Here is a 20,211-nt window from a genome sequence, read left to right on the forward strand (position 1 = left end):
CGATAAAGGGAGGGCTCGGCCCTCCCGAACCTTTGCAGCAAAGCCGGAGTTTCCTCGTGTCCACGCCCTTCCTGAACCTTGCCGGGATCGATTATGCGATCGGCAGCAGATCCATTCTCAACGGCATCGATCTGACGCTTGAGGCCGGCCGCATCTACGGGCTTGTCGGCCCGAACGGTTCCGGCAAGAGCACGCTTCTGAAAATCATTGCCCGGCAGATCGCCCCGAAGAGCGGCTCGATCTCTTTCGACGGCAAGGCCGCCGCCGATTGGGGCAGCCGCGCTTTTGCCCGCCACGTCGCCTACATGCCGCAATTTACGCCGGCGACCGACGGCATGACCGTGCGTGAGCTCGTGGCACTCGGCCGTTTCCCCTGGCACGGCACGCTCGGCCGTTTCAGCACCACCGACCGCGACATGGTCGAGGAAGCGATCGTCCGCACGGAGCTGGAGGATTTCGCAGACCGCCTTGTCGCGAGCATGTCCGGCGGCGAGCGTCAGCGCGCCTGGATCGCCATGATGCTGGCCCAGAACGCCCGCTGCCTGCTGCTCGACGAACCGACCTCGGCACTCGACCTTGCCCATCAGGCGAGCGTGCTCTCGCTGGTGCAGGAACTCAGCCATGAACGCGGGCTGACTGTGATCATCGTGCTGCACGACATCAATCTCGCCGCACGCTATTGCGATGCCATCATCGCGCTCAACCGTGGCCGGATCAGCGCCGAAGGCAAGCCCGTCGATATCATGCAGGCCGACAAGCTGCAGTCGATCTTCGGCGTCGGCATGGGCGTCTTCCCGCATCCGGTTCGCAACGAGCCGGTCAGCTACCTTTTGTAGACCATGGCATTGTTCTCGCGCAGGCAGTTTCTCGCCGCTGCGGCGGCCACGCTGTCGGCCCCCGCACTTCTGCGGGCGGGCGAAAGCCCGCGCGTGGCGACCCTTGATTGGGCTCTGCTGGAGACCCTGCTGGCGATCGGCGCCAATGTCGTTGCCGGAACGGAGTTGCGACAGTTCCGCGAAGTGGCGGTGACACCTGTTGCTCGCGATGACATTGCCGATCTTGGCCTGCGCGGCACGCCGAATTTCGAGGCGCTGCGCTTCGTCCGTCCGGACCTGATCTTCAATTCGAATTTCTACGCCTGGGCGGATGCCCGCATGCGGCCGATCGCCCCCGTGGAAAGCCATGCGATCTATAAACCGGGCGAAAGCCCTTACGCGCTTGCCGAACAGGCAACGCTCGCGATCGGCGAACGGCTGCAGCTGGCTGCCGCAAGGCAGCTCGCAGAAGAGCTTTCCGACAGGCTCGACCGCTGCCGGGCAACCTTTGCTGCAGGCGACGGCCGCCCCGTGATCCCGATCAATCTCGGTGACAGCAGGCATTTCCGCGTCTTCGGCTCCGACAGCATGTTCGGCGAGGTTCTGAAACGCGTCGGCCTGACCAATGCCTGGCAGGGCGCGACCAGCTATTCGGCCGCCGCTCCTGTCGGCATCGAGACGCTGGCCTCGATGCCGGATGCCTGGATCGTCATGATCCCGCCGCATCCTGCCGATGCGCTTGCCGCACTTTCGACAAGTGCCTTCTGGAATGCGCTGCCGGCCGTGCGCGAGAAGCGGGTACTCGTGCTCGGCTCCATCAATCCCTATGGCGCACTGCCAGCTGCCATGCGTTTTGCCGATCTTCTTCGGGAGGGGCTTGCCCATGCATGGAACGGTTAGTCACGCAAGGCCAGCCCGCAGCGCCGGCATTCCCTTTGCCGCGGTTGCGCTTCCGGCCCTGTGCATCGCCGCCTTCGTGCTGTTGATCGCGACGCGCCCACAGGTTCCGGGCGATGGGGCTCAGGCCGCCACCCTCGATGGCATCCTGCTCTGGAACAGTATCATGCCGCGGGCCGTCCTGACGCTGATTGCCGGTGCCGCACTCGGCCTCTCCGGCGCGCTGCTGCAACAGGTGCTGCGCAATCCGATTGCCGATGCCTCGACGCTCGGCATTGCGTCGGGCGCCGAGCTGGCGATGACGGCGGCGCTCAGCGTCTCGCCGCTGCTGATTGGCTTCCCGCGGGAGATCGTTGCCTTTGGCGGCGGGCTCGGTGCGGTCGCGATCGTGCTGGCACTCAGCTGGCGACGCGGGCTCGACCCCGTCACCGTGGCCCTGTCGGGCATGATCGTCAGCATGATCGCCGCAGCCTTGAGCGTCACGCTCATTCTGGCGCGCGGCGAATACGCCATGTCGATCTATATCTGGGGCGCCGGCTCGCTCAGCCAGCAGGACTGGAGCGGCGTGCTTTCGCTCGGTCCCCGCCTCATCCTCGGCTTTGCGGCGGCAATGCTTCTCGTGCGGCCACTTCGCATTCTGACGCTCGACGACACCAGCGCCAGGAGCCTCGGGCTGGCGCTGCACTCGGCACGATTTGCCATCCTCGCGCTCGCGGTCTGGCTTGCGGCCTCGGTCACGGCAGAGGTCGGCGTGATCGGCTTTCTCGGGCTGGCCGCCCCTGCAATTGCCCGGCTTTTCGGCGCGCGCAGCACCGCTACTCTGATGATATCGGCGCCGATAACAGGCGCCGGTCTGCTGTTCTTCACCGATTGCCTGATGCAGATCCTCGGTCCCGGCTTTACCGATCTCGCGCCGACGGGAGCTGCAACCGCCCTGCTCGGCGGCCCCCTGCTGCTCTTCCTGCTGCCGCGTCTGCATTCCGTTTCCTCCGCTGGCGCAGAGCCGGCACCGAGCTTGAGGCGGCTCACAAAGCCGCTTGCCGTACTGGCCGCACTTTGCGTCGCCATCCTGCTGCTCTTCGTCACTTTCCTCGCGCTCGGGCCGGCCGACGACGGCTGGCATGTCGCAACCGGCCCGCTATTCACCGACCTTCTGCCCTTCCGCCTGCCCCGCCTCATCGTCGCGGCTGGTGCCGGCGGCATGCTCGCGGCGGCCGGTTTCATCATGCAGCGGGTGACGGGCAATCCGATCGCAAGCCCGGAAGTGCTCGGTATCAGTAGCGGTGCAGGCGCAGGCCTGACGGTCGCGCTCTTCCTGTTCGGCTTTCCCCCGCCGGTCGTCATGCTGCCTGCCATGGCGCTCGGCGCGCTCGCGGCCTTTGCGGCCATGATCGCCATGTCCGCCCGCGCGCAATTTTCGCCGGAGCGCATGCTGCTTGCGGGTGTCGGCATCGGCGCCTTTGCCATGGCAATCGTGACGATGGTGCTCGCGCAGGGCGACATGCGCGGCTACGTCCTGCTCGCCTGGCTCTCCGGTTCGACCAATCGCGCCGGCGCCTTTGAAGCCTGGACGGCAGTGATCTCGCTCCTTGTGCTGGTGGCACCCTTGCCCTTCCTCGGCCGCTGGCTGACAATGCTGCCGCTCGGCGGCAATTCCAGCCGGGCGCTCGGACTTCGCGTCGGGGCAAGCCGTCTGGCGCTGGCGACGCTGGCGGCGCTGATGACGGCGATCGCCTCCTTCCTCGTCGGCCCGCTCAGCCTCACGGGGCTCATCGCACCGCATCTTGCCCGCCTTGCCGGTTTCCACCGGCCGGGCCAGCAGCTTGCCGCCAGCGTGCTCTTCGGGGCCGGTGTGTTGATGACGGCGGACTGGCTCTCGCGCATCGTCATCTACCCCTATCAGGTGCCGGTCGGTCTCTTCGCGGCCCTGATCGGCGGCCCCTACCTCATCTGGCTGCTCTCGCGAAAGGACATCATGCAATGATGGCTGAACGTTTTACCGCATCCGGCGTCGCGATCGCCGTCGATCCCGGCAAGATGCTCGACGAGCTTTGCGCCCATTTCGTCGAACACAGCACCGTCAATCGCGACGGCGATCTCGTGACACTGGAGATGACAATCGGCAAGGCGGATATCCGCCATGAGGGGCGCGCGCTTGCTATCGAGCTTTCCTGCCGAAGCGCCCGGGCACTCCAGAACGTGCGATCGGTTCTTGCCGAACATCTCTTCGAGTTTGCCGGCGAAGACAGGCTGGAACTCACGTGGTCGGACGCGCCGAAAGCCGACCGCCTGCCGGACCTGCGCGAAATCCGCGTGGTCAGCGCCCGCAATATCAGCCCGCATATGCGGCGGGTGACCGTTGCCTGCGACGATGCCAGACATTTCGCGCACGGCGGCCTGCATTTCCGCCTGTTGATCCCGCCGAAGGGCCGTGTTCCGGTCTGGCCGAAACTGCGCGCAGACGGCCGCATCGAATGGGCAAAGGGCGAGGATGCGCTGACCGTGCGCATCTACACGTTCCGCAACATCAACCTGGAGCGTGGCGAGATCGATATCGATTTCGTGCTGCACGAGGGAGAAAACATGCCCGGCGCCGAATGGGCCGTGAATGCCAGGCCCGGCGACATCGCCGGTGCGCTCGGTCCCGGTGGCGGCGGGGTTCCGGACGCCACATCGATGATCCTTGCCGGGGACGAGACGGCGCTGCCCGCTATTTCCCGCATGGCCGCGGAAATTCCCGCGGGAACACGGCTGCGGATATTCCTGGAAGTCGACAGTCCTTCGGAAGAGCTGCCGCTGGTCTCCGCCGGTATCGTCGACCTCACCTGGATGCATCGCAATGGCGCACCCGCCGGCACGCTCGGCCTGGTCGAAGGCGCCATCAGGAACGCGCTGGCGGACGCTGATGGCGACACTTTCGTCTGGGCCGGCTGCGAACGGTCCGAGGCCAAGCGCATCCGGGATTTCCTGAAGACCGAGCGCGGCCACGACCGCCACAGGATGAGCATCGGCGCTTATTGGGAGCGGTAGATCCGTCTTACGCCTTTTCGCGGAACATCTCGATGATCGCGGAGAAATCCCGGCCGCCATTGCCGAGCTTTTCGAAGATTGCGTAGAGCTGCGCGGCCTGCGCGCCAAGCGGTGTGGACGCCCCGCTCGCAAGTGCGGCCTCCTGGGAAAGCCTTAAGTCTTTCAGCATGAGTGCGGCGGCAAAGCCCGGCTTGTAATCGTTGTTGGCCGGCGAGGTCGGCACAGGCCCCGGCACCGGACAATAGGTGTTGATCGACCAGCATTGGCCGGATGAGGTGGAGGCGACGTCGAAGAGCGCCTGATGCGAGAGGCCGAGCTTTTCCGCAAGCGCGAAAGCTTCGCAGACGCCGACCATGGAAATGCCGAGGATCATGTTGTTGCAGATCTTTGCCGCCTGTCCGGCCCCCGCCTCGCCGCAATGGACGATCTTCTTGCCCATGGCCTCGAGGATCGGCCTCGCCTGGGCGAAAGCCTCTTCCGAGCCGCCGGCCATGAAGGTCAGCGTACCGGCGCTCGCGCCGCCCGTGCCGCCCGAAACCGGCGCATCGAGCGACAGGCAGCCCGCGGCTTTTGCCATTTCATGCGCCCTGCGGCTGCTTTCGACATCGATCGTCGAGCAATCGATGACGAGCGTGCCCTGCGCGGTCGATTGCAGGATATCGGTCCAGGCGGTCAGCACGTGCTTGCCCTGCGGCAGCATGGTGATGACCACTGCTGCCTCCTTGACCGCCTGGCTGGCGTGGCTGGCGGGCTTCACGCCGCTTTCCTCGGCCGCCTTCAGCACGGGAGCGGCCAGATCGAAACCCAGCACCTCGTGGCCGGCCTTGACGAGGTTGGCCGCCATCGGCCCGCCCATATTGCCGAGCCCGATAAATCCGATCCTTGCCATGGTCATCTCCTATCTGTTGTCTTCGAGGATCATGGCCGCCGCCTTTTCGGCGATCATGATCGTCGGCGAATTGGTATTGCCCGAGGTGATGGCCGGCATCACCGAAGCGTCGGCGATCCGGAGCTTTGCCAGCGCCCGCAATCTCAGCCGCGGATCGACGACGCTTTCCCTGTCGATGCCCATGCGGCAGGTGCCGACAGGATGGAAGATCGTCGTGCCGATATCGCCGGCCGCCTTTTCCAGCTCGGCCTCGCTCTGATAGCTCGGCCCCGGCTTGAATTCCTCCGGACGAAACCGGGCGAAGGACGGTTGCGCCACGATCCGGCGTGTCAGCTTTATCGATCGAACAGCTATGTCGCGATCGCGCTGCGTCGAGAGGTATTTTGGCGCAATTGTCGGCTGGGCGGCAAAATCCGGGCTGGAGACATGCACTGAGCCGCGGCTTTCCGGCCGCAGATTGCAGACGCTCGCCGTGATCGCCGGAAAGGGGTGCACGGGATCGCCGAACTTGTCGAGCGAGACCGGCTGGACATGATATTGCAGATCGGGCGTTTCCTTGTCGGGACCGGAACGCGTGAAAATGCCAAGTTGGCTGGGCGCCATCGCCATCGGGCCGGAGCGGCGCATGAGATACTCGAGCCCGATCGCCGCTTTGCCCATCAGCTTCGATGCCTTTTCGTTGAGCGTCGACACGCCCGTCACCTTATAGGCCAGCCGAAGCTGGAGATGATCCTGCAGGTTCTCGCCGACGCCTTTCACTTCCGTCCGCACGTCGATGCCGGCCTGCTGCAGAACCTCGCCACGGCCGATGCCCGACAGTTCCAGAATATGCGGCGAGCCTATGGAGCCGGCCGACAGCACGGTTTCCTTCGTCGCATAGGCGCGTTTGGCCGCGCCGCCGTGCTGGAATTCGACGCCGACGACGGCTCCCTCCTCGATCAGCAACCGGCGCACCTGCGCCTTGGTCAGCACCTGGAGATTGCCGCGTTTCATGGCCGGTCGCAGAAAGGCCTTGGTCGTGTTCCAGCGGATGCCCGAGCGCTGGTTGACGTCAAAATAGCCGGAGCCTTCGTTGCTGCCGCGATTGAAATCCGCCGTTTCGGGAATGCCGGCCTCCTTGGCTGCCTGCTGGAAGGCGTCGAGCACATCCCAGCGCACGCGCGCCTTTTCGACGCGCCATTCGCCGCCGGCGCCATGCATGTCGTCCCCGCCCCTGTAGTGGTCTTCCGACCGGCGGAAAAACGGCAGCACGTCGTCCCAGCCCCAGCCGATGCAGCCCATCTGCCGCCAGAGATCGTAGTCGCGGGCCTGGCCGCGCATATAGATCATGCCGTTGATCGACGAGCAGCCGCCGAGCACCTTGCCGCGCGGATAGTTCAGCGCCCGCCCGTTCAAGCCGTCCTCGGGCGCTGTCGTAAAACACCAGTCGGTGCGCGGATTGTTGATGCAATAGAGGTACCCGACGGGAATGTGGATCCAGTGGTAATTGTCGTTGCCGCCCGCCTCCAGCAGCAGGACCCTTGCGTTACGGTCGGCCGACAGCCGGTTTGCGAGGACGCAGCCGGCGCTGCCTGCCCCGACGATGATATAGTCATAACGATCCATGGATCATGCACTCCGAAATGGCTGCATCCCGCCTCCCCCGTCCGAGGCAGAGGGAGGTGGGATTTCGCGGCGCCGCTGCACATCTTTCCCGTTGCAGGAAAGAAGGTCCGCCCGTTCAGCGGCGATAGACAAAGCCCAACATGCGCCCGAGCCGGGAGGCGTAGAATTCTCCGATGATGCCCCGGCGGAAGATCAGCACGCAGATCATGAAGACGACGCCCGTGATGATGGTCACCGGAAATTCCGAGGTCGCCAGATAATTCTGCAGCGCCACGACGAGGCCGGCACCGAAGACCGGTCCGATCAGGGTACCGATACCGCCGAGCAGCGTCATCAGGATCACCTCGCCCGACATCTGCCAGGCGACGTCCGTCAGCGTCGCAAACTGGAAGACGAGAGCCTTCACCGATCCCGCAAGGCCTGCAAGCGCCGCCGACATGACGAAGGCGCCGAGCTTGTAGCGCGCGACCGAATAGCCGAGCGAAATCGACCGCTGCTCATTCTCGCGGATCGATTTCAAAATCATGCCGAAGGGCGAATTGATGAAGCGCCAGATGATGAGCAGCCCGATCAGGAACACCGCCAGCACGAAATAATACATGTTGGTCGAGCTGTTGAGATCGATGAAGCCGAAGAGGTGGCCGCGCGGCACCGACTGGATACCGTCCTCGCCTTCGGTAAATTCCGCCTGCAGGCAGAAGAAGAAGAACATCTGCGACAGCGCCAGCGTGATCATGGCGAAATAGATGCCCTGCCGGCGGATCGCGAAGAAGCCCATGACGAGGCCAAGCAATGCCGCCCCGGCAACGCCGACGAGAATGCCGAGTTCCGGCGGGAAACCCCAGCTCTTCACGGTATAGGCCGTGAAATAAGCCGCCCCGCCGAAAAACGTCGCGTGGCCGAAGGACAGCAGCCCCGTATAGCCGAGCAGCAGGTTGAAGGCGCAGGCAAAAAGCGCAAAACAGAGCAGCTTCATCAGGAAGATCGGATAGAAGACGAAGGGCGCAAGCAGCAGAAGCAAGAGCCCGATGATCAGGAACCCGGTCTGCACCGAAAGTGCGGTGCGGCTTTTTTCCGTGCGGATGGTTTCGGTAATGTCAGCCATGTCACGCATCCCGGCCGAAAAGGCCCGCCGGCCTGATGAGAAGCACGATCGCCATGATGACGAAGATGACGATGTTGGAGGCTTCCGGATAAAAGACCTTGGTCAGGCCCTCCGCGATGCCGAGCACATAGCCGGTGATGATGGCGCCCATGATCGAGCCCATGCCGCCGACGACGACCACCGCGAAGACGACGATGATCATGTTCGAACCCATCAGCGGCGAGACCTGATAGATGGGTGCGGCGAGTACGCCGGCGAAGGCGGCAAGCGCCGCTCCGAGCGCATAGGTGAAGGTCAGAAGGACCGGCACGTTGACGCCGAAGACCTGTACGAGCGTGGCATTTTCCGTTGCCGAACGCAGATAGGCGCCGAGCTTGGTCTTTTCGATCAGCAGCCAGGTACCGATGCAGACGACAAGCGAGACGACCACCACCCAGCCGCGATAGATCGGCAGGAACATGAAGCCGAGATTCGTCCCGCCCGCCAAAGCAGGCGGCGTTGCGTAGGGCTGGCCGGAGGAGCCGTAGAGATAGCGGAAGGTGCCTTCGACCGCGAGCGCCAGGCCGAAGGTGAAAAGCAGGCCATAGAGCGGATCGAGATCATAAAGCCGACGCAGGAACAGCCGCTCGACGACGGCGCCCGCAAGCCCGACGATGACGGGCGCCACGATCAGCGACGGCCAGTAGCCGATGCCGAGGTAGTTCAGGAGCAGATAGGCGACGAAAGCGCCGAGCATATACTGGACGCCGTGCGCGAAGTTGATGACGCGCAACAGGCCGAAAATGATCGCAAGACCGAGGCTCAGCAGCGCGTAGAAGGAGCCGTTGATCAGGCCGATCAGCAGCTGGCCGAACAGCGCCTGCAGGGGAATGCCGAAGATCGTCGTCATCGCGTCACACTCCCAGAACCTTGTGCAGCACATCCATGCGCTGCGGCAGTTCACCGACAGGGAACTCCGAGACCATCCGGCCATGATCCATCAGATAGAAACGATCGGCAATACGGCTTGCAAAACGGAAATTCTGCTCGACGAGCACGATGGTCATGCCGCGCTCCTTCAATGCCTTCAGCACCTCGCCGATGCGCTGCACGATAACGGGCGCCAGCCCTTCCGTCGGTTCGTCGAGCAGCAGCATGCGCACGCCGGTGCGCAGGATGCGAGCGATTGCCAGCATCTGCTGCTCGCCGCCGGAAAGTTTGGTGCCGGAACTCGTGCGCCGCTCATAGAGATTCGGAAAAAGCTCGTAGATTTCGTCGAGGCTCATGCCGCCGGGTGCGACGACGGGCGGCAGCATCAGGTTTTCCGAAACCGTCAGCGTCGCAAAGATGCCGCGCTCCTCCGGCACGAAACCAATGCCCTTGTGCGCCGTCCTGTGCAGCGGCACCTGCATCATGTCCGTGCCGGCAAAGCTGATCTTTCCCCTGCGGGAACGCACGATGCCGGTGATGGTGCGCAGCGTCGTCGTCTTGCCGACGCCGTTGCGGCCGAGAATGGTGATCGTCTCGCCCTCGCCGACAGTCATGTCGATACCGTGCAGAATATGGCTCTCGCCATACCAGGCGTTCAGGCCCTGGACTTCGAGAAGGGCCGCCATCAGTGGTGTTCCTCCGTCCCCATATAGGCCTCGCGTACGCGCTCGTCCTGGCTGACGGTCGCATAGTCGCCCTCGGCAAGGATTTCGCCGCGCTGCAGCACGGTGACCTGCTGGCAGATATTGGCGACGACCGAGAGATTGTGCTCGACCATCAACACCGCGCGGTCACGCGCGACGTCTCGGATGATGGCGGAAACGACGCTGACATCCTCCTGCCCCATGCCGGCCATCGGCTCGTCGAGCAGCAGCACTTTCGGATCAAGCGCCAGCGTGGTGGCGATTTCGAGCACGCGCTTGCGGCCATAGGAGAGGTCGGCGGCAATATGATCGCGCTCCTTGGAAAGCCCGACGCTGGCAAGCAATTGCTCGGCCCGGTCGTTGAGGCTGTCGAGCGCCGAAATCGGCCGCCAGAACTGCGTGGAAAGATTGTTCGGCCGCTGCAGGGCAACCCGGACATTGTGGAGTACGGAAAGATGCGGGAAAACAGCCGAGATCTGGAAGGAGCGGACAAGACCCATGCGCGCCACGCGGTCAGGCGGCGTTCGGGTAATATCCGTCCCCATCAGCGTGATTGTGCCCGATGTCGGCTGCAGGAACTTGGTGAGCAAATTGAACACGGTCGTCTTGCCGGCGCCGTTCGGCCCGATCAGCGCATGCACGCTCGCATCATGCACATCGAGATCGACATTCTTGACGGCCGTGAAGCCGCCGAAATCACGGCGCAGGCCGCGGGCGGAAAGCACCACCCGCGGCTTGGCCCCAGTTTCAATCGCGGAAACCGCCATCGCTCAGTTCACCAGATTGCAACCGCTCTTGGCGGGATCGATGTAAGCCTCCTTACCCGGAATGGTGGCCAGGACATTGAAATAGTCCCACGGCTCCTTGCTTTCCGACGGCTTCTTGACCTGCAGCAGGTACATGTCGTGGATCATGCGGCCGTTCGGACCAACCGTGCCGCCACGGCCGAAAACGTCGTCGACGGGCATTTGGTGAAGCTGCTTGGCGACGGCTTCGGTTTCATCCGTGCCGGCCTTCTGGATCGCCTTCAGATATTGCAGCACGGCCGAGTAGGTGCCGGTGTGGACCATGTTCGGCATCTTGCCGGTGCGGGCAAAGAACTTCTTGCCGAATTCGCGGCTCTGGTCGTCCCGGTTCCAGTAATAGCCTTCGGTCAGCGTCAGGCCCTGCGCCGCTTCCATGCCAAGACCATGAACTTCGGCAAGCGTGAAGAGCAGGGCTGCCAGGTGCTGGCCGCCCTGGGTGATGCCGAATTCGGCCGCCTGCTTGATGGCGTTCGACGTATCGAGACCGGCATTGGCAAGGCCGATGACCTTGGCGCCTGACGACTGCGCCTGCAGCAGGAAGGACGAGAAATCCTGCGTGGACAGGGGATGGCGCACCGAACCGACGACCGTGCCGCCGCTCGCCTTCACGTAGTCGGTGGTCTGCTGTTCCAGCGAATAGCCGAAAGCGTAGTCCGCCGTCAGGAAGAACCAGCTGTCGCCCCCCTGCTTGACGAGCGCCCCGCCGGTGCCGACGGCCAGAGCATGGGTGTCATAGGCCCAATGGAAGCCGTAGGGCGAGCAGGCCTTGCCGGTGAGGTCGGTCGTCGCGGCACCGGTCACGATGTCGATCTTCTTCTTTTCCTTGGCGATGGCCTGCACGGCAAGCGCCACGGAGGAGGTCGTCAGTTCCATGATGGCATCGACCTGCTCGGTGTCATACCACTGGCGGGCAATGTTGGAGGCAATATCGGGCTTGTTCTGGTGGTCGGCATCGACGATCTCGATCGGCATGTCGAGCACCTTGCCGCCGAAGTCCTCGACGGCCATTTTCGCAGCCTCGACAGAGGACTTGCCACCGAAGTCGGCATAGACGCCCGACTGGTCGTTCAAAATGCCAATCTTGACCTTGCCATCGGAAATGGCAGCACTTTGGGCAAACACGGCGGTGCTGCTTGCAAGCAGAAATGCAACGGACGCAATGAGATTCTTTCGCATAGTCTCTCCTCCCAGAGATTGGCCAGATTGCGAATCTGTTCAAATTTGGCGACCAACCCTCCTCAAAGCGGCCGCTCCGCCCCTACGATCACGGAATTTCCTCCACGAGGCAACTGGCGGTTTACATCTAATTCCAAACAGTATCTGTTCGTTTTTGAACAGAACCCGTCATAACGCCGCTCCAGCGACAGTCCCGACGCGCTGCTTGCCGGGCGGCATTAGACCAAAGACGTAGACCGATGGACGACGCCGATGAGCCATGCATCGCAATTTACTTGGGACGATCTGCAGTTTTTTCTAGCCGTCGCCCGCACCGGCCAGCTGTCGACCGCCGCGCGGCAGCTGCGCTCCAGCCATGCGACTGTCTCGCGACGCATCGACCGGCTGGAATTTGCGCTGAAGGTCAAGCTCTTCGAGCGCAATCCGCGCGGCTATGTGCTGACCGCCATGGGCACGCGCTTTGTCGAAACCGCCGAGAGGATGGAACAGGAAACGGAACGGCTGCGGGCCGATCTCGCCGACGGATCGCTCAGCCAGCGCGGCCTCGTGCGCCTCAGCGCTCCGGAAGGTTTCGCCAATTTCTTCTTTGCGACCGTCCTGCCGCAATTTGCCGCCCGTCATCCGCATCTGGCGCTGGAACTCGTCACCATCCAGCAGATCATGTCGCTTTCCCGCAAGGAGGCGGATATTTCCGTCGTCCTGGACGAGCCGAAGGGCGGCCCCTATTTCGCGGAAAAGCTGACGGACTATCATCTGCAGGTCTATGCCTCGCGCGATTATCTTGCGCGCTCCGAGCCGATCAGGACACGTGGCGACCTGCTGAACCACCCCTTCATCAGCTATATCGAGGAAATGATCTTCGCACCGGGGCTCGACTATCTCGGCGACGTGCATCCGCGCATCAAACCGCAATTCCAGAGCTCCAGCATCTTCGCGCAGCTGACGGCCACCAGAAACGGCCTTGGCCTCGGCATCCTGCCCTATTTCTTTGCCTGCCGTTATCCCGAGCTGGTGCGCGTGCTGCCAGACGAGATCGATCTCAAGCGCCACTACTGGATCACCTGCCACAAGGATTTGAGGCAGGCGCCGCGGGTGCGCGCCGTGATCGATTTCCTGCGTGAGGCCGTGCGCAGCGAGGACGCGCGTTTCATCCCGCCCTATATCGGCGCGGCGGCTCGAAAGACGAAGGCCGAAGGCTGACTATTTCAGGAATTCGGCGCGGTGGGGCGTGAACGTGTCGATCAGCCGGCCCTTTTCCAGCGCCTTGACGCCATGCACAAGATTGGGCGGCACGATGAAGCTGCCGCCCTGCCGCAGCACTTCGGTGCGCCCGTCGATCGTGACCTCGAAGCTGCCTTCGGCAACATAGCTTGCCTGGATATGCGGATGGGAATGGGCCGCACCGACGGCGCCGGATTCGAAGGCGACCTCTACCATCATCATCTCCGGCAGATAGGTCATGATGCGGCGCGTCACGCCCGGCTCGGGGTTCACCCATTCGGCGCCTTCGGCCGATACGAAAAGATCGCTCGCTGACATTGTCTGCCTCCTCCAAGAATCTGTCGCGCGCAAACTGGCGCAGCTGCTGCCGTTTGAAAAGATGGGTTTTGCATCTTCGGCGCGATCGCCGCCTTGTTGACGCCGCAAACGGGCGGGTCTATGCGACCTTCAATCAGGCATGGCTGAACAATGGCCCCTGAACAGCGGCGAGGAGACTGGACATGCAGCATACGCGCGAGGTTTTCGACTGGGCCGATCCCTTCCGGCTGGCGGAGCAGCTGACCGACGAGGAGCGCATGGTGCAGGAAACAGCCCATGCCTATGCGCAGGAAAAGCTTGAACCGCGCGTGCTCGAAGCCTTCCGGCACGAGAAGACCGATCCCCGGATTTTCCGCGAGATGGGCGAACTCGGCCTGCTCGGCCCGACGATCGCTCCGGAATACGGCGGCGCCGGCCTCGGCTACGTCGCGTACGGCCTGATCGCCCGCGAAGTGGAGCGCGTCGACAGCGGCTACCGTTCGATGATGAGCGTGCAGTCTTCGCTCGTCATGGTGCCGATCGACGCATTCGGCTCCGAGGAGCAGAAGAAGAAATATCTGCCCAAGCTTGCGACCGGCGAATGGATCGGCTGCTTTGGCCTCACCGAGCCCAATCACGGCTCCGATCCGGGCTCCATGGCAACACGGGCCAAGACAGTCGATGGCGGCTACAGCCTGACCGGTTCCAAGACCTGGATCTCCAACGCTCCGATCGCCGACGTTTTTGTCGTCTGGGCAAAGACCGAGGATGGCCTCATCCGCGGCTTCGTTCTGGAAAAGGGCTGGAAGGGCCTTTCGGCACCGAAGATCCAGGGCAAGGTCGGGCTTCGCGCCTCGATCACGGGCGAAGTGGTCATGGACAATGTCTTCGTACCGGAAGAAAACCTGCTGCCCAAGGTCAGCGGCCTCAAGGGGCCGTTTACCTGCCTCAACTCCGCCCGTTTCGGCATCGCCTGGGGTGCGCTCGGTGCGGCTGAAGCCTGCTATGCCACGGCCCGGCAATATACGCTGGACCGCCAGCAATTCGGCCGGCCGCTCGCCGCCAACCAGCTGATCCAGAAGAAGCTTGCCGATATGGCAACGGAAATCTCGCTTGGGCTGCAGGGATGTCTGCGCCTGGGACGCATGAAGGAAGAGGGCCATCCGCCTGTGGAACTGACCTCCATCCTCAAGCGCAATTCCTGCGGCAAGGCACTGGAGATTGCCCGTGCGGCCCGTGACATGCTGGGCGGCAACGGCATTTCCGACGAATTCGGCGTCGCCCGCCACCTCGTCAATCTCGAAGTGGTCAATACCTACGAGGGAACGCATGACATTCATGCGCTCATCCTCGGCCGCGCGATCACGGGCATTGCGGCCTTCTCCAACTGATTCAATCGCGCGCAAGGCGAATTGCAACCTGGATGACAATGTGCAAACCTTCCCTTGCCGCGGCAGAGAGGCCGGCGGTTCAAGGGGGATCTGCGCATGTTTCTGCTGCTCGCACTTCTGATCGGCATCGTTGCCGGTCTTCGCGCCATGACCGCGCCTGCAGCCATCGCCTGGGGCGCGGCACTCGGCTGGTTCGATATCTCTCAGACGCCGCTCGCCTTCATGGGCTACCGGTGGACGCCGTGGGTCTTTACGGCGCTTGCCGTCATTGAACTCATTACAGATCAGTTGCCGACCACGCCTTCGCGCAAGGTTCCGATCCAGTTCGGCACCCGCATCATCGTCGGCGCGCTGTGCGGCGCCGTCATCGGTGCCGCAAACAGTCTGCTCTTCGGCGGCCTGATCGCGGGCGTCATCGGTGCCGTCATCGGCACGCTCGGCGGTGCGGCCGCCCGCGCCAGGCTCGCAGCCTCCTTCGGCCAGGATCGCCCGGCAGCCCTGATCGAGGATGCCGTCGCCGTCATCGGCGCCCTTATTATCGCGTGGGCAGTCTGATGAAGAGCTTTGACGCAATCTTCATCGGCGCCGGCCAGTCCGGCCCGTTCCTCGCCGCCCGCATGGCGGAAAAAAGCATGAAGGTGGCGCTGATCGAACGCAAGTTCCTCGGCGGCACCTGCGTCAATGCAGGCTGCATGCCCACGAAGACGCTGGTCGCCAGCGCGCGCGCCGCCCATGTGGCGCGACGCGGCGCCGAATACGGAGTGCAGATCCCGGGCGAAATCGCAATCGACATGAAGACCGTGCGCAATCGGGCAGAGACGATCATCGCGAATGCCCGCAACGGTTTGGGCGGCTGGTTCGCCGGCATGAAAACCATGACCGTCATCTACGGCCATGCCCGCTTCACGGGCACGAAAGAAATCGTCGTCAACGGCGAGACGCTGACGGCGCCGAAGATCTTCCTCAATGTGGGCGCACGCCCGACCATCCCCGACATGCCGGGCCTTGCCGATATCGACTATCTGACCAGCACCGGCATCATCCATCTCGACAGCCTGCCGAGCCATCTCGTCATCGTCGGCGGCAGCTATATCGGCCTGGAATTCGCACAGATGTATCGGCGCTTCGGTGCGGAGGTGACGGTGATCGAGCGCGGCCCGAAGCTCGCCGCCCGCGAGGATGAGGACATTTCCGACGCGATCGCCGATATCCTGACGTCCGAGGGCATAAAAATCCATACCGACGTCAAGGACATCCGCTTCGCCAGGAGCGCCGATGGCGCAACCGTAACGATCGATTCCAAGACGATCGAGGCAAGCCACGTGCTAGTCGCCACCGGCCGGACGCCGAATACCGACGACCTCGGGCTCGATGCCGCGGGCGTCGCCGTCGACAAGCGCGGCTTCATCACCGTCGACGACCGGCTGGCCACCAACGTAGAAGGCATCTGGGCGCTTGGCGACTGCAACGGCCACGGCGCCTTCACCCATACGTCCTACAATGATTTCGAGATTGCCGCTGCCAATCTGCTCGACGGCGGCGACCGCAGGGTTTCGAGCCGCATTCTCGCCTACGCCCTTTATATCGACCCGCCGCTCGGCCGCGTCGGCATGACGGAAAAGCAGGCGCGCGCCTCCGGCCGCAAGATCATGGTCTCGACCCGCCCGATGAGCCGTGTCGGCCGCGCCAACGAGCGCGGTGAAACCAAGGGCTTCATGAAGGTGGTTGCGGATGCAGAAACCAAGGAAATCCTGGGTGCCGCCATCCTCGGCATCGAGGGCGACGAAGCGATTCACGGCTTCATCGACGCCATGAATGCCGGCACGACCTATCCGGCACTGCAATGGTCCGTGCCGATCCACCCGACGGTTTCAGAACTGATCCCGACGCTGCTGGGTGACCTGAAGGCGGTCTGATCCGCCGGAACTGCAATCAGCCGGAGGCCAGCCATTGAATATCGAACTGCTGATCGAGAACTACGGCCTTCCGGCGATCTTTCTCGGCACCGCGTTCGAGGGCGAAACCGCCGCTTTTCTCGGCGGCGTCATCGCCCATCGCGGCCTTCTGACCTATTGGGCGGCCTCGATGGCAGCCTCGGCTGGATCCTTCGCTGGAGATCAGATGTGGTTCTTTGCCGGCCGCTATGCCGCCCACTGGACCTTCGTTCGCCGCGTTATGGAGACGCCGGCGCTCGCACGCGTCACGCAGCTTCTCGAAAAATATCCGACCGGCTTCATCTTCGCCTTCCGCTTTCTGGTCGGGTTGCGGACGATCAGCCCGATCGTCATCGGCACGACGCGCATATCGACGCAGAAGTTCCTCGTCCTTAACTTGCTTGCGGCACTCATCTGGGGTCAGCTCTTCACAGCGCTCGGCTATGCCTTCGGCCATGGAATCCACCAGATATTCGGCCGCCTGCCGCTGCATCATCATCTGCTCATCGCCCTCGGCGCCGGCGCCCTTGTGGCGGGCGCGGCGCTGATGCTTCGCAAGATGAAACCCGGCGTCAGGCACCCGTAAGGCACCTTACTCCATGACGATCTGCAGCTTGACGTCCGTGGGACGTGCCTCGACGGCGCGATCGAAGGCCTTGATCGAATCCTCGAAGGTGAAGGTCTCCGAGATCAGCGGTTTCAGATCGACACGACCCGATCCGAGAAGCGCGATCGAGCGCTCGTACTGGTGCGCGTAGCGGAATACCGTCTCGATGCGGATTTCCTTCGTCGAAGCCGTCGAGACGTCGAAGCCGATCGGATTGACCGGCAGGCCGACGGCGACGATGACACCGCCCGGGCGCGGCAGGGCCATGATCGTCTCCCAGGCCTTCGGCGAGCCCGAGCACTCGAACACGACGTCGGCCCCCCAGCCGTCGGTCAGGCGAGCGACTTCTTCGGCGAGGTTCTTCTCGCGGATATTGACCGGGATAACACCCTGATATTGCGCGGCAATGTCGAGCTTCGGCTGGGCAAGGTCGGCGACGATGGCGCGGGCGCAGCCGCCGGCAAGGGCAGCGATCGCCACCATCGTGCCGATCGGGCCGGCGCCGAGCACGACAGCGGTATCACCAGGCGCGATCTTCGCCTTGGTTGCCGCCTGCATGCCGACGGCGAAAGGCTCGACCATGGCGCCTTCGGCGAAACTGACATTGTCCGGCAGCTTGAACGTGTAGTTGGCGGGATGGACGACCTCGGGCGTCAGCACGCCATGGATCGGCGGCGTTGCCCAGAAGGTCACGGCCGGATCGACATTGTACATGCCGAGGCGACTTGCCTTGGAATTGGGATCGGGAATGCCGGGCTCCATGCAGACGCGATCGCCGACCTTCAGATGCGTCACACCGGCGCCGACCTCGACGACCGTGCCTGCCGCTTCATGGCCGAGCACCATCGGTTCGTTGACGATGAAGGGGCCGATCTTGCCATGCGTATAATAATGCACGTCGGAGCCGCAGACCCCCACGGTATGGATCTTGATCTTCACCTGCCCGGGGCCTGTCTCCAGAGGCAGATCGATTTCGCGAAGCGCAAGCTCATGCTGACGCTCCAGTACGAGCGCGCGGACTTTGGTCATGATCGGTTTCCTTCCCTATGGCTCCCGCGATTCATGGGCGCCGTTGCTGCGACTATAGGACCGCATGGCCCCGCAGTTCAATCATATCCGAGAGGCTTTTGCCCGCCGTGTGACGAAATGCTCACATGGGCATCACCCGAAAGATAAACCCGGCCTAGACATCCGTATGATTCCGGAAAAGCCCGGCGAGGACTACATTTATCAACAACGGCGACGACAAGGCGGAAGGAGAAAAGCGATGAAGCACGACAACGACAACATCCGCAGAAACCCGTCATCAAACGCACAGATCACGCGTCAACTCCGCGAATTCTGGCGCAACGTGCTCGACGAGGCAATTGCTCTCCTCCAGCCGGACCGCCAGGCGCAGCCCCTGCTTCAGCCGGTGCGGGTTATTGCACGGGCGCGGGATCGAAATCGCCCGCCGCAGCGTTATTAGGCATGCGCCGGCATGGCGTGGCGGGAGCATGACGCGCCCGGCACCATGCGGACGGCAACGTAAGGAAGACCGTCATGAAATCGATTGTGTCATTCTGCCTGTTCGCATCCCTTTTCCTTGCTGCAAACGAGGCGTCTGCGGCAATCGAAGAAGCATCGCTTCCGCCGCCGCAACAGGAAGAAAAGCTGGTGCCGGCCAATCTCGAACTCACCTTCACCGGCCCTGTCGATCTTGCCCGCTCGACCGCGACCCTGCTCGACGAGCAGGGGCTTACCTTGCCCACCGGAAAACCCTTCCTGTCGGGACCGGACGGTTCCGTTTTCAAGGTTCCGCTCGATCCGGCGATGGCGCCCGGCATCTACACGCTTAACTGGCGGGTACTGTCGATGGATGGCCGTAGCGCCGAAGGCCGCTACCAGTTCCGGGTCGAGCCCTGAACCTTCGGGCGTGCGGCGGCAACTGTCGCGCCCACGGAGAAATCAAACCGTGCTGCGAACCCGAGCACAATGGTGCGACACTTCCGATACCGACGGCGCTGCCTAACTCGGCGAAGCGTCGTGGCCCCCGGCGGCGCGCTGACCGAGACGGGCGACCACTTCGGTACGGTTCTGCGCCTGCAACTTGCGCATTATGTGCTGCAGATGCATCTTCACCGTATGGCCCGACAGATTGAGTTTTCCCGCAATGACCTTGTTTGAGCAGCCGCATTGCAACTCCGCAAGGACATCCGCTTCCCGAGGGGTAAAATCGGCGATCGCCAGGTACTGCGTCCTGTCCTCCAGGCTTTTCTCGGCCTCGTTTCTGGCCGGAGCGTGCTCGTCTGAGCCGTTTGTCACAGCGCCCAGCAGTTGCGGGAAGAATGTTCCCCCTGCCAGCACGAGACGAAGTCCGGCAAGGGCGATGTCAACGGGAAGTGAGGTCGAGAAAAAGCCGCGGATGCCGATCTTCAGCGCCTGACGGGCTATGTCGACGTCATCCGTACCTGAGAGCAACGTGATAGGAGCTTCAGGAAACCGCGCGGCAATCGCTGCCAGATCACCACGCAGGCTGGCGCTCTCAACGCTCCTGCCGGCCAGATCCAATGCAATCAGACGCACTTCCGCTCCAAGAGCCCTATCGAGACTCTCGGTCGAGACCAGATCGATGAAGTTCCACCCTGCAAGCTCTCGCTCAAGAAGCTTCACCACGGTGGTGCGCGCCAGAGTAGAATGCTCAATGATGATCACAGTTGGTGTATTGCGCCCCATGCGGCGCTTAGTTCCAGCACTGTCGGACACTTGCGTGCTCCCCCGAATATGTGCGACCCAACAGCGATCCATATTATTCCTGTTCTCGCTTCATGTCATGATAAAAAGCG

At 63.1% G+C, this 20,211-nt stretch carries 21 protein-coding genes; 11 read left to right on the plus strand and 10 right to left on the minus strand.

Annotated features, from left to right (window positions below):
* The first annotated feature begins 56 nt into the window (after positions 1–56).
* Genes ACFPWW_RS16790 through ACFPWW_RS16805 form a run of 4 tightly spaced genes read left to right on the plus strand, consistent with a single transcriptional unit; the run spans position 57 to position 4,742 of the window.
* Positions 57–836 (plus strand): ABC transporter ATP-binding protein, encoded by a 780-nt coding sequence (locus tag ACFPWW_RS16790; protein WP_112703455.1) that lies wholly within the window; start codon positions 57–59, stop codon positions 834–836.
* Between the two features lie 3 nt (positions 837–839).
* Positions 840–1,715 carry an ABC transporter substrate-binding protein gene (locus tag ACFPWW_RS16795; RefSeq protein ID WP_377312599.1) on the plus strand — a complete coding sequence of 292 codons (876 nt, stop codon included), beginning with the start codon at positions 840–842 and terminating at the stop codon, positions 1,713–1,715.
* On the plus strand, positions 1,699–3,696 hold the full coding sequence (fhuB, locus tag ACFPWW_RS16800) for a Fe(3+)-hydroxamate ABC transporter permease FhuB (protein WP_377312601.1): 1,998 nt from the start codon (positions 1,699–1,701) through the stop codon (positions 3,694–3,696). The genes ACFPWW_RS16795 and fhuB overlap by 17 nt, the downstream gene beginning before the upstream one ends.
* Positions 3,693–4,742 (plus strand): DUF2218 domain-containing protein, encoded by a 1,050-nt coding sequence (locus tag ACFPWW_RS16805; protein WP_377312602.1) that lies wholly within the window; start codon positions 3,693–3,695, stop codon positions 4,740–4,742. Before fhuB ends, ACFPWW_RS16805 begins: the two co-directional genes overlap by 4 nt.
* Positions 4,743–4,749: 7 nt before the next feature.
* On the opposite strand, the gene mmsB is transcribed toward ACFPWW_RS16805, so the two are convergent.
* The 7 genes from mmsB to ACFPWW_RS16840 all read right to left on the minus strand — a co-directional run bounded on the left by mmsB (position 4,750) and on the right by ACFPWW_RS16840 (position 11,936).
* The gene (gene mmsB, locus ACFPWW_RS16810; RefSeq protein ID WP_377312603.1) at positions 4,750–5,631 is read right to left on the minus strand and encodes a 3-hydroxyisobutyrate dehydrogenase; all 882 of its coding nucleotides are present in this window, start codon (positions 5,629–5,631) and stop codon (positions 4,750–4,752) included.
* 9 nt (positions 5,632–5,640) lie between these two features.
* Positions 5,641–7,236 (minus strand): GMC family oxidoreductase, encoded by a 1,596-nt coding sequence (locus ACFPWW_RS16815; protein WP_377312604.1) that lies wholly within the window; start codon positions 7,234–7,236, stop codon positions 5,641–5,643.
* 115 nt (positions 7,237–7,351) lie between these two features.
* Entirely contained in the window at positions 7,352–8,341 is a 990-nt protein-coding gene (locus ACFPWW_RS16820) for a branched-chain amino acid ABC transporter permease (protein ID WP_377312605.1), read from the minus strand.
* A 1-nt stretch (position 8,342) separates the two neighbouring features.
* Positions 8,343–9,230 carry a branched-chain amino acid ABC transporter permease gene (locus ACFPWW_RS16825; RefSeq protein ID WP_112570324.1) on the minus strand — a complete coding sequence of 296 codons (888 nt, stop codon included), beginning with the start codon at positions 9,228–9,230 and terminating at the stop codon, positions 8,343–8,345.
* Positions 9,231–9,234: 4 nt separating this feature from the next.
* Positions 9,235–9,936, minus strand: coding sequence for an ABC transporter ATP-binding protein (locus ACFPWW_RS16830; protein ID WP_112703450.1), 702 nt, complete (start codon positions 9,934–9,936; stop codon positions 9,235–9,237).
* Positions 9,936–10,721 (minus strand): ABC transporter ATP-binding protein, encoded by a 786-nt coding sequence (locus tag ACFPWW_RS16835; protein WP_377312606.1) that lies wholly within the window; start codon positions 10,719–10,721, stop codon positions 9,936–9,938. The genes ACFPWW_RS16830 and ACFPWW_RS16835 overlap by 1 nt, the downstream gene beginning before the upstream one ends.
* A gap of 3 nt (positions 10,722–10,724) precedes the next feature.
* Positions 10,725–11,936, minus strand: a complete 1,212-nt coding sequence (locus ACFPWW_RS16840) for an ABC transporter substrate-binding protein (protein WP_112570330.1) — start codon at positions 11,934–11,936, stop codon at positions 10,725–10,727.
* 252 nt (positions 11,937–12,188) lie between these two features.
* Here ACFPWW_RS16840 and ACFPWW_RS16845 point away from each other — a divergent pair, with 252 nt between their 5' ends.
* The gene (locus ACFPWW_RS16845) at positions 12,189–13,136 is read left to right on the plus strand and encodes a LysR family transcriptional regulator (protein ID WP_112570332.1); all 948 of its coding nucleotides are present in this window, start codon (positions 12,189–12,191) and stop codon (positions 13,134–13,136) included.
* Here ACFPWW_RS16845 and ACFPWW_RS16850 read toward each other — a convergent pair whose 3' ends face one another.
* A complete protein-coding gene (locus ACFPWW_RS16850; RefSeq protein ID WP_112570334.1) occupies positions 13,137–13,475 on the minus strand; it encodes a cupin domain-containing protein in 339 nt (112 codons plus the stop codon). It abuts the gene before it with no gap.
* Positions 13,476–13,657: 182 nt separating this feature from the next.
* Here ACFPWW_RS16850 and ACFPWW_RS16855 point away from each other — a divergent pair, with 182 nt between their 5' ends.
* From ACFPWW_RS16855 to ACFPWW_RS16870, 4 genes are all read left to right on the plus strand, one after another.
* Positions 13,658–14,845 (plus strand): acyl-CoA dehydrogenase, encoded by a 1,188-nt coding sequence (locus ACFPWW_RS16855; protein WP_112570336.1) that lies wholly within the window; start codon positions 13,658–13,660, stop codon positions 14,843–14,845.
* Positions 14,846–14,941: 96 nt separating this feature from the next.
* A complete protein-coding gene (locus ACFPWW_RS16860; protein WP_112570338.1) occupies positions 14,942–15,400 on the plus strand; it encodes a DUF4126 family protein in 459 nt (152 codons plus the stop codon).
* Positions 15,400–16,761 (plus strand): FAD-containing oxidoreductase, encoded by a 1,362-nt coding sequence (locus ACFPWW_RS16865; protein ID WP_377312607.1) that lies wholly within the window; start codon positions 15,400–15,402, stop codon positions 16,759–16,761. The genes ACFPWW_RS16860 and ACFPWW_RS16865 overlap by 1 nt, the downstream gene beginning before the upstream one ends.
* A gap of 34 nt (positions 16,762–16,795) precedes the next feature.
* On the plus strand, positions 16,796–17,365 hold the full coding sequence (locus ACFPWW_RS16870) for a DedA family protein (protein ID WP_112703447.1): 570 nt from the start codon (positions 16,796–16,798) through the stop codon (positions 17,363–17,365).
* A 6-nt stretch (positions 17,366–17,371) separates the two neighbouring features.
* On the opposite strand, the gene ACFPWW_RS16875 is transcribed toward ACFPWW_RS16870, so the two are convergent.
* Complete coding sequence (locus tag ACFPWW_RS16875; RefSeq protein ID WP_112570344.1) at positions 17,372–18,415, minus strand: NAD(P)-dependent alcohol dehydrogenase; 1,044 nt, start codon at positions 18,413–18,415, stop codon at positions 17,372–17,374.
* A 238-nt stretch (positions 18,416–18,653) separates the two neighbouring features.
* Here ACFPWW_RS16875 and ACFPWW_RS16880 point away from each other — a divergent pair, with 238 nt between their 5' ends.
* Entirely contained in the window at positions 18,654–18,854 is a 201-nt protein-coding gene (locus ACFPWW_RS16880) for a hypothetical protein (protein ID WP_112570346.1), read from the plus strand.
* Positions 18,855–18,928: 74 nt separating this feature from the next.
* Positions 18,929–19,291 carry a copper resistance CopC family protein gene (locus ACFPWW_RS16885; protein ID WP_112703446.1) on the plus strand — a complete coding sequence of 121 codons (363 nt, stop codon included), beginning with the start codon at positions 18,929–18,931 and terminating at the stop codon, positions 19,289–19,291.
* Positions 19,292–19,393: 102 nt separating this feature from the next.
* Here ACFPWW_RS16885 and ACFPWW_RS16890 read toward each other — a convergent pair whose 3' ends face one another.
* Positions 19,394–20,173, minus strand: a complete 780-nt coding sequence (locus tag ACFPWW_RS16890; protein ID WP_377312608.1) for a LuxR C-terminal-related transcriptional regulator — start codon at positions 20,171–20,173, stop codon at positions 19,394–19,396.
* Positions 20,174–20,211: the final 38 nt, after the last annotated feature.

Origin of the sequence: Rhizobium sp. GCM10022189 (genome assembly GCF_042656325.1) — a bacterium.
In the GTDB taxonomy this organism is placed as follows: domain Bacteria; phylum Pseudomonadota; class Alphaproteobacteria; order Rhizobiales; family Rhizobiaceae; genus Rhizobium.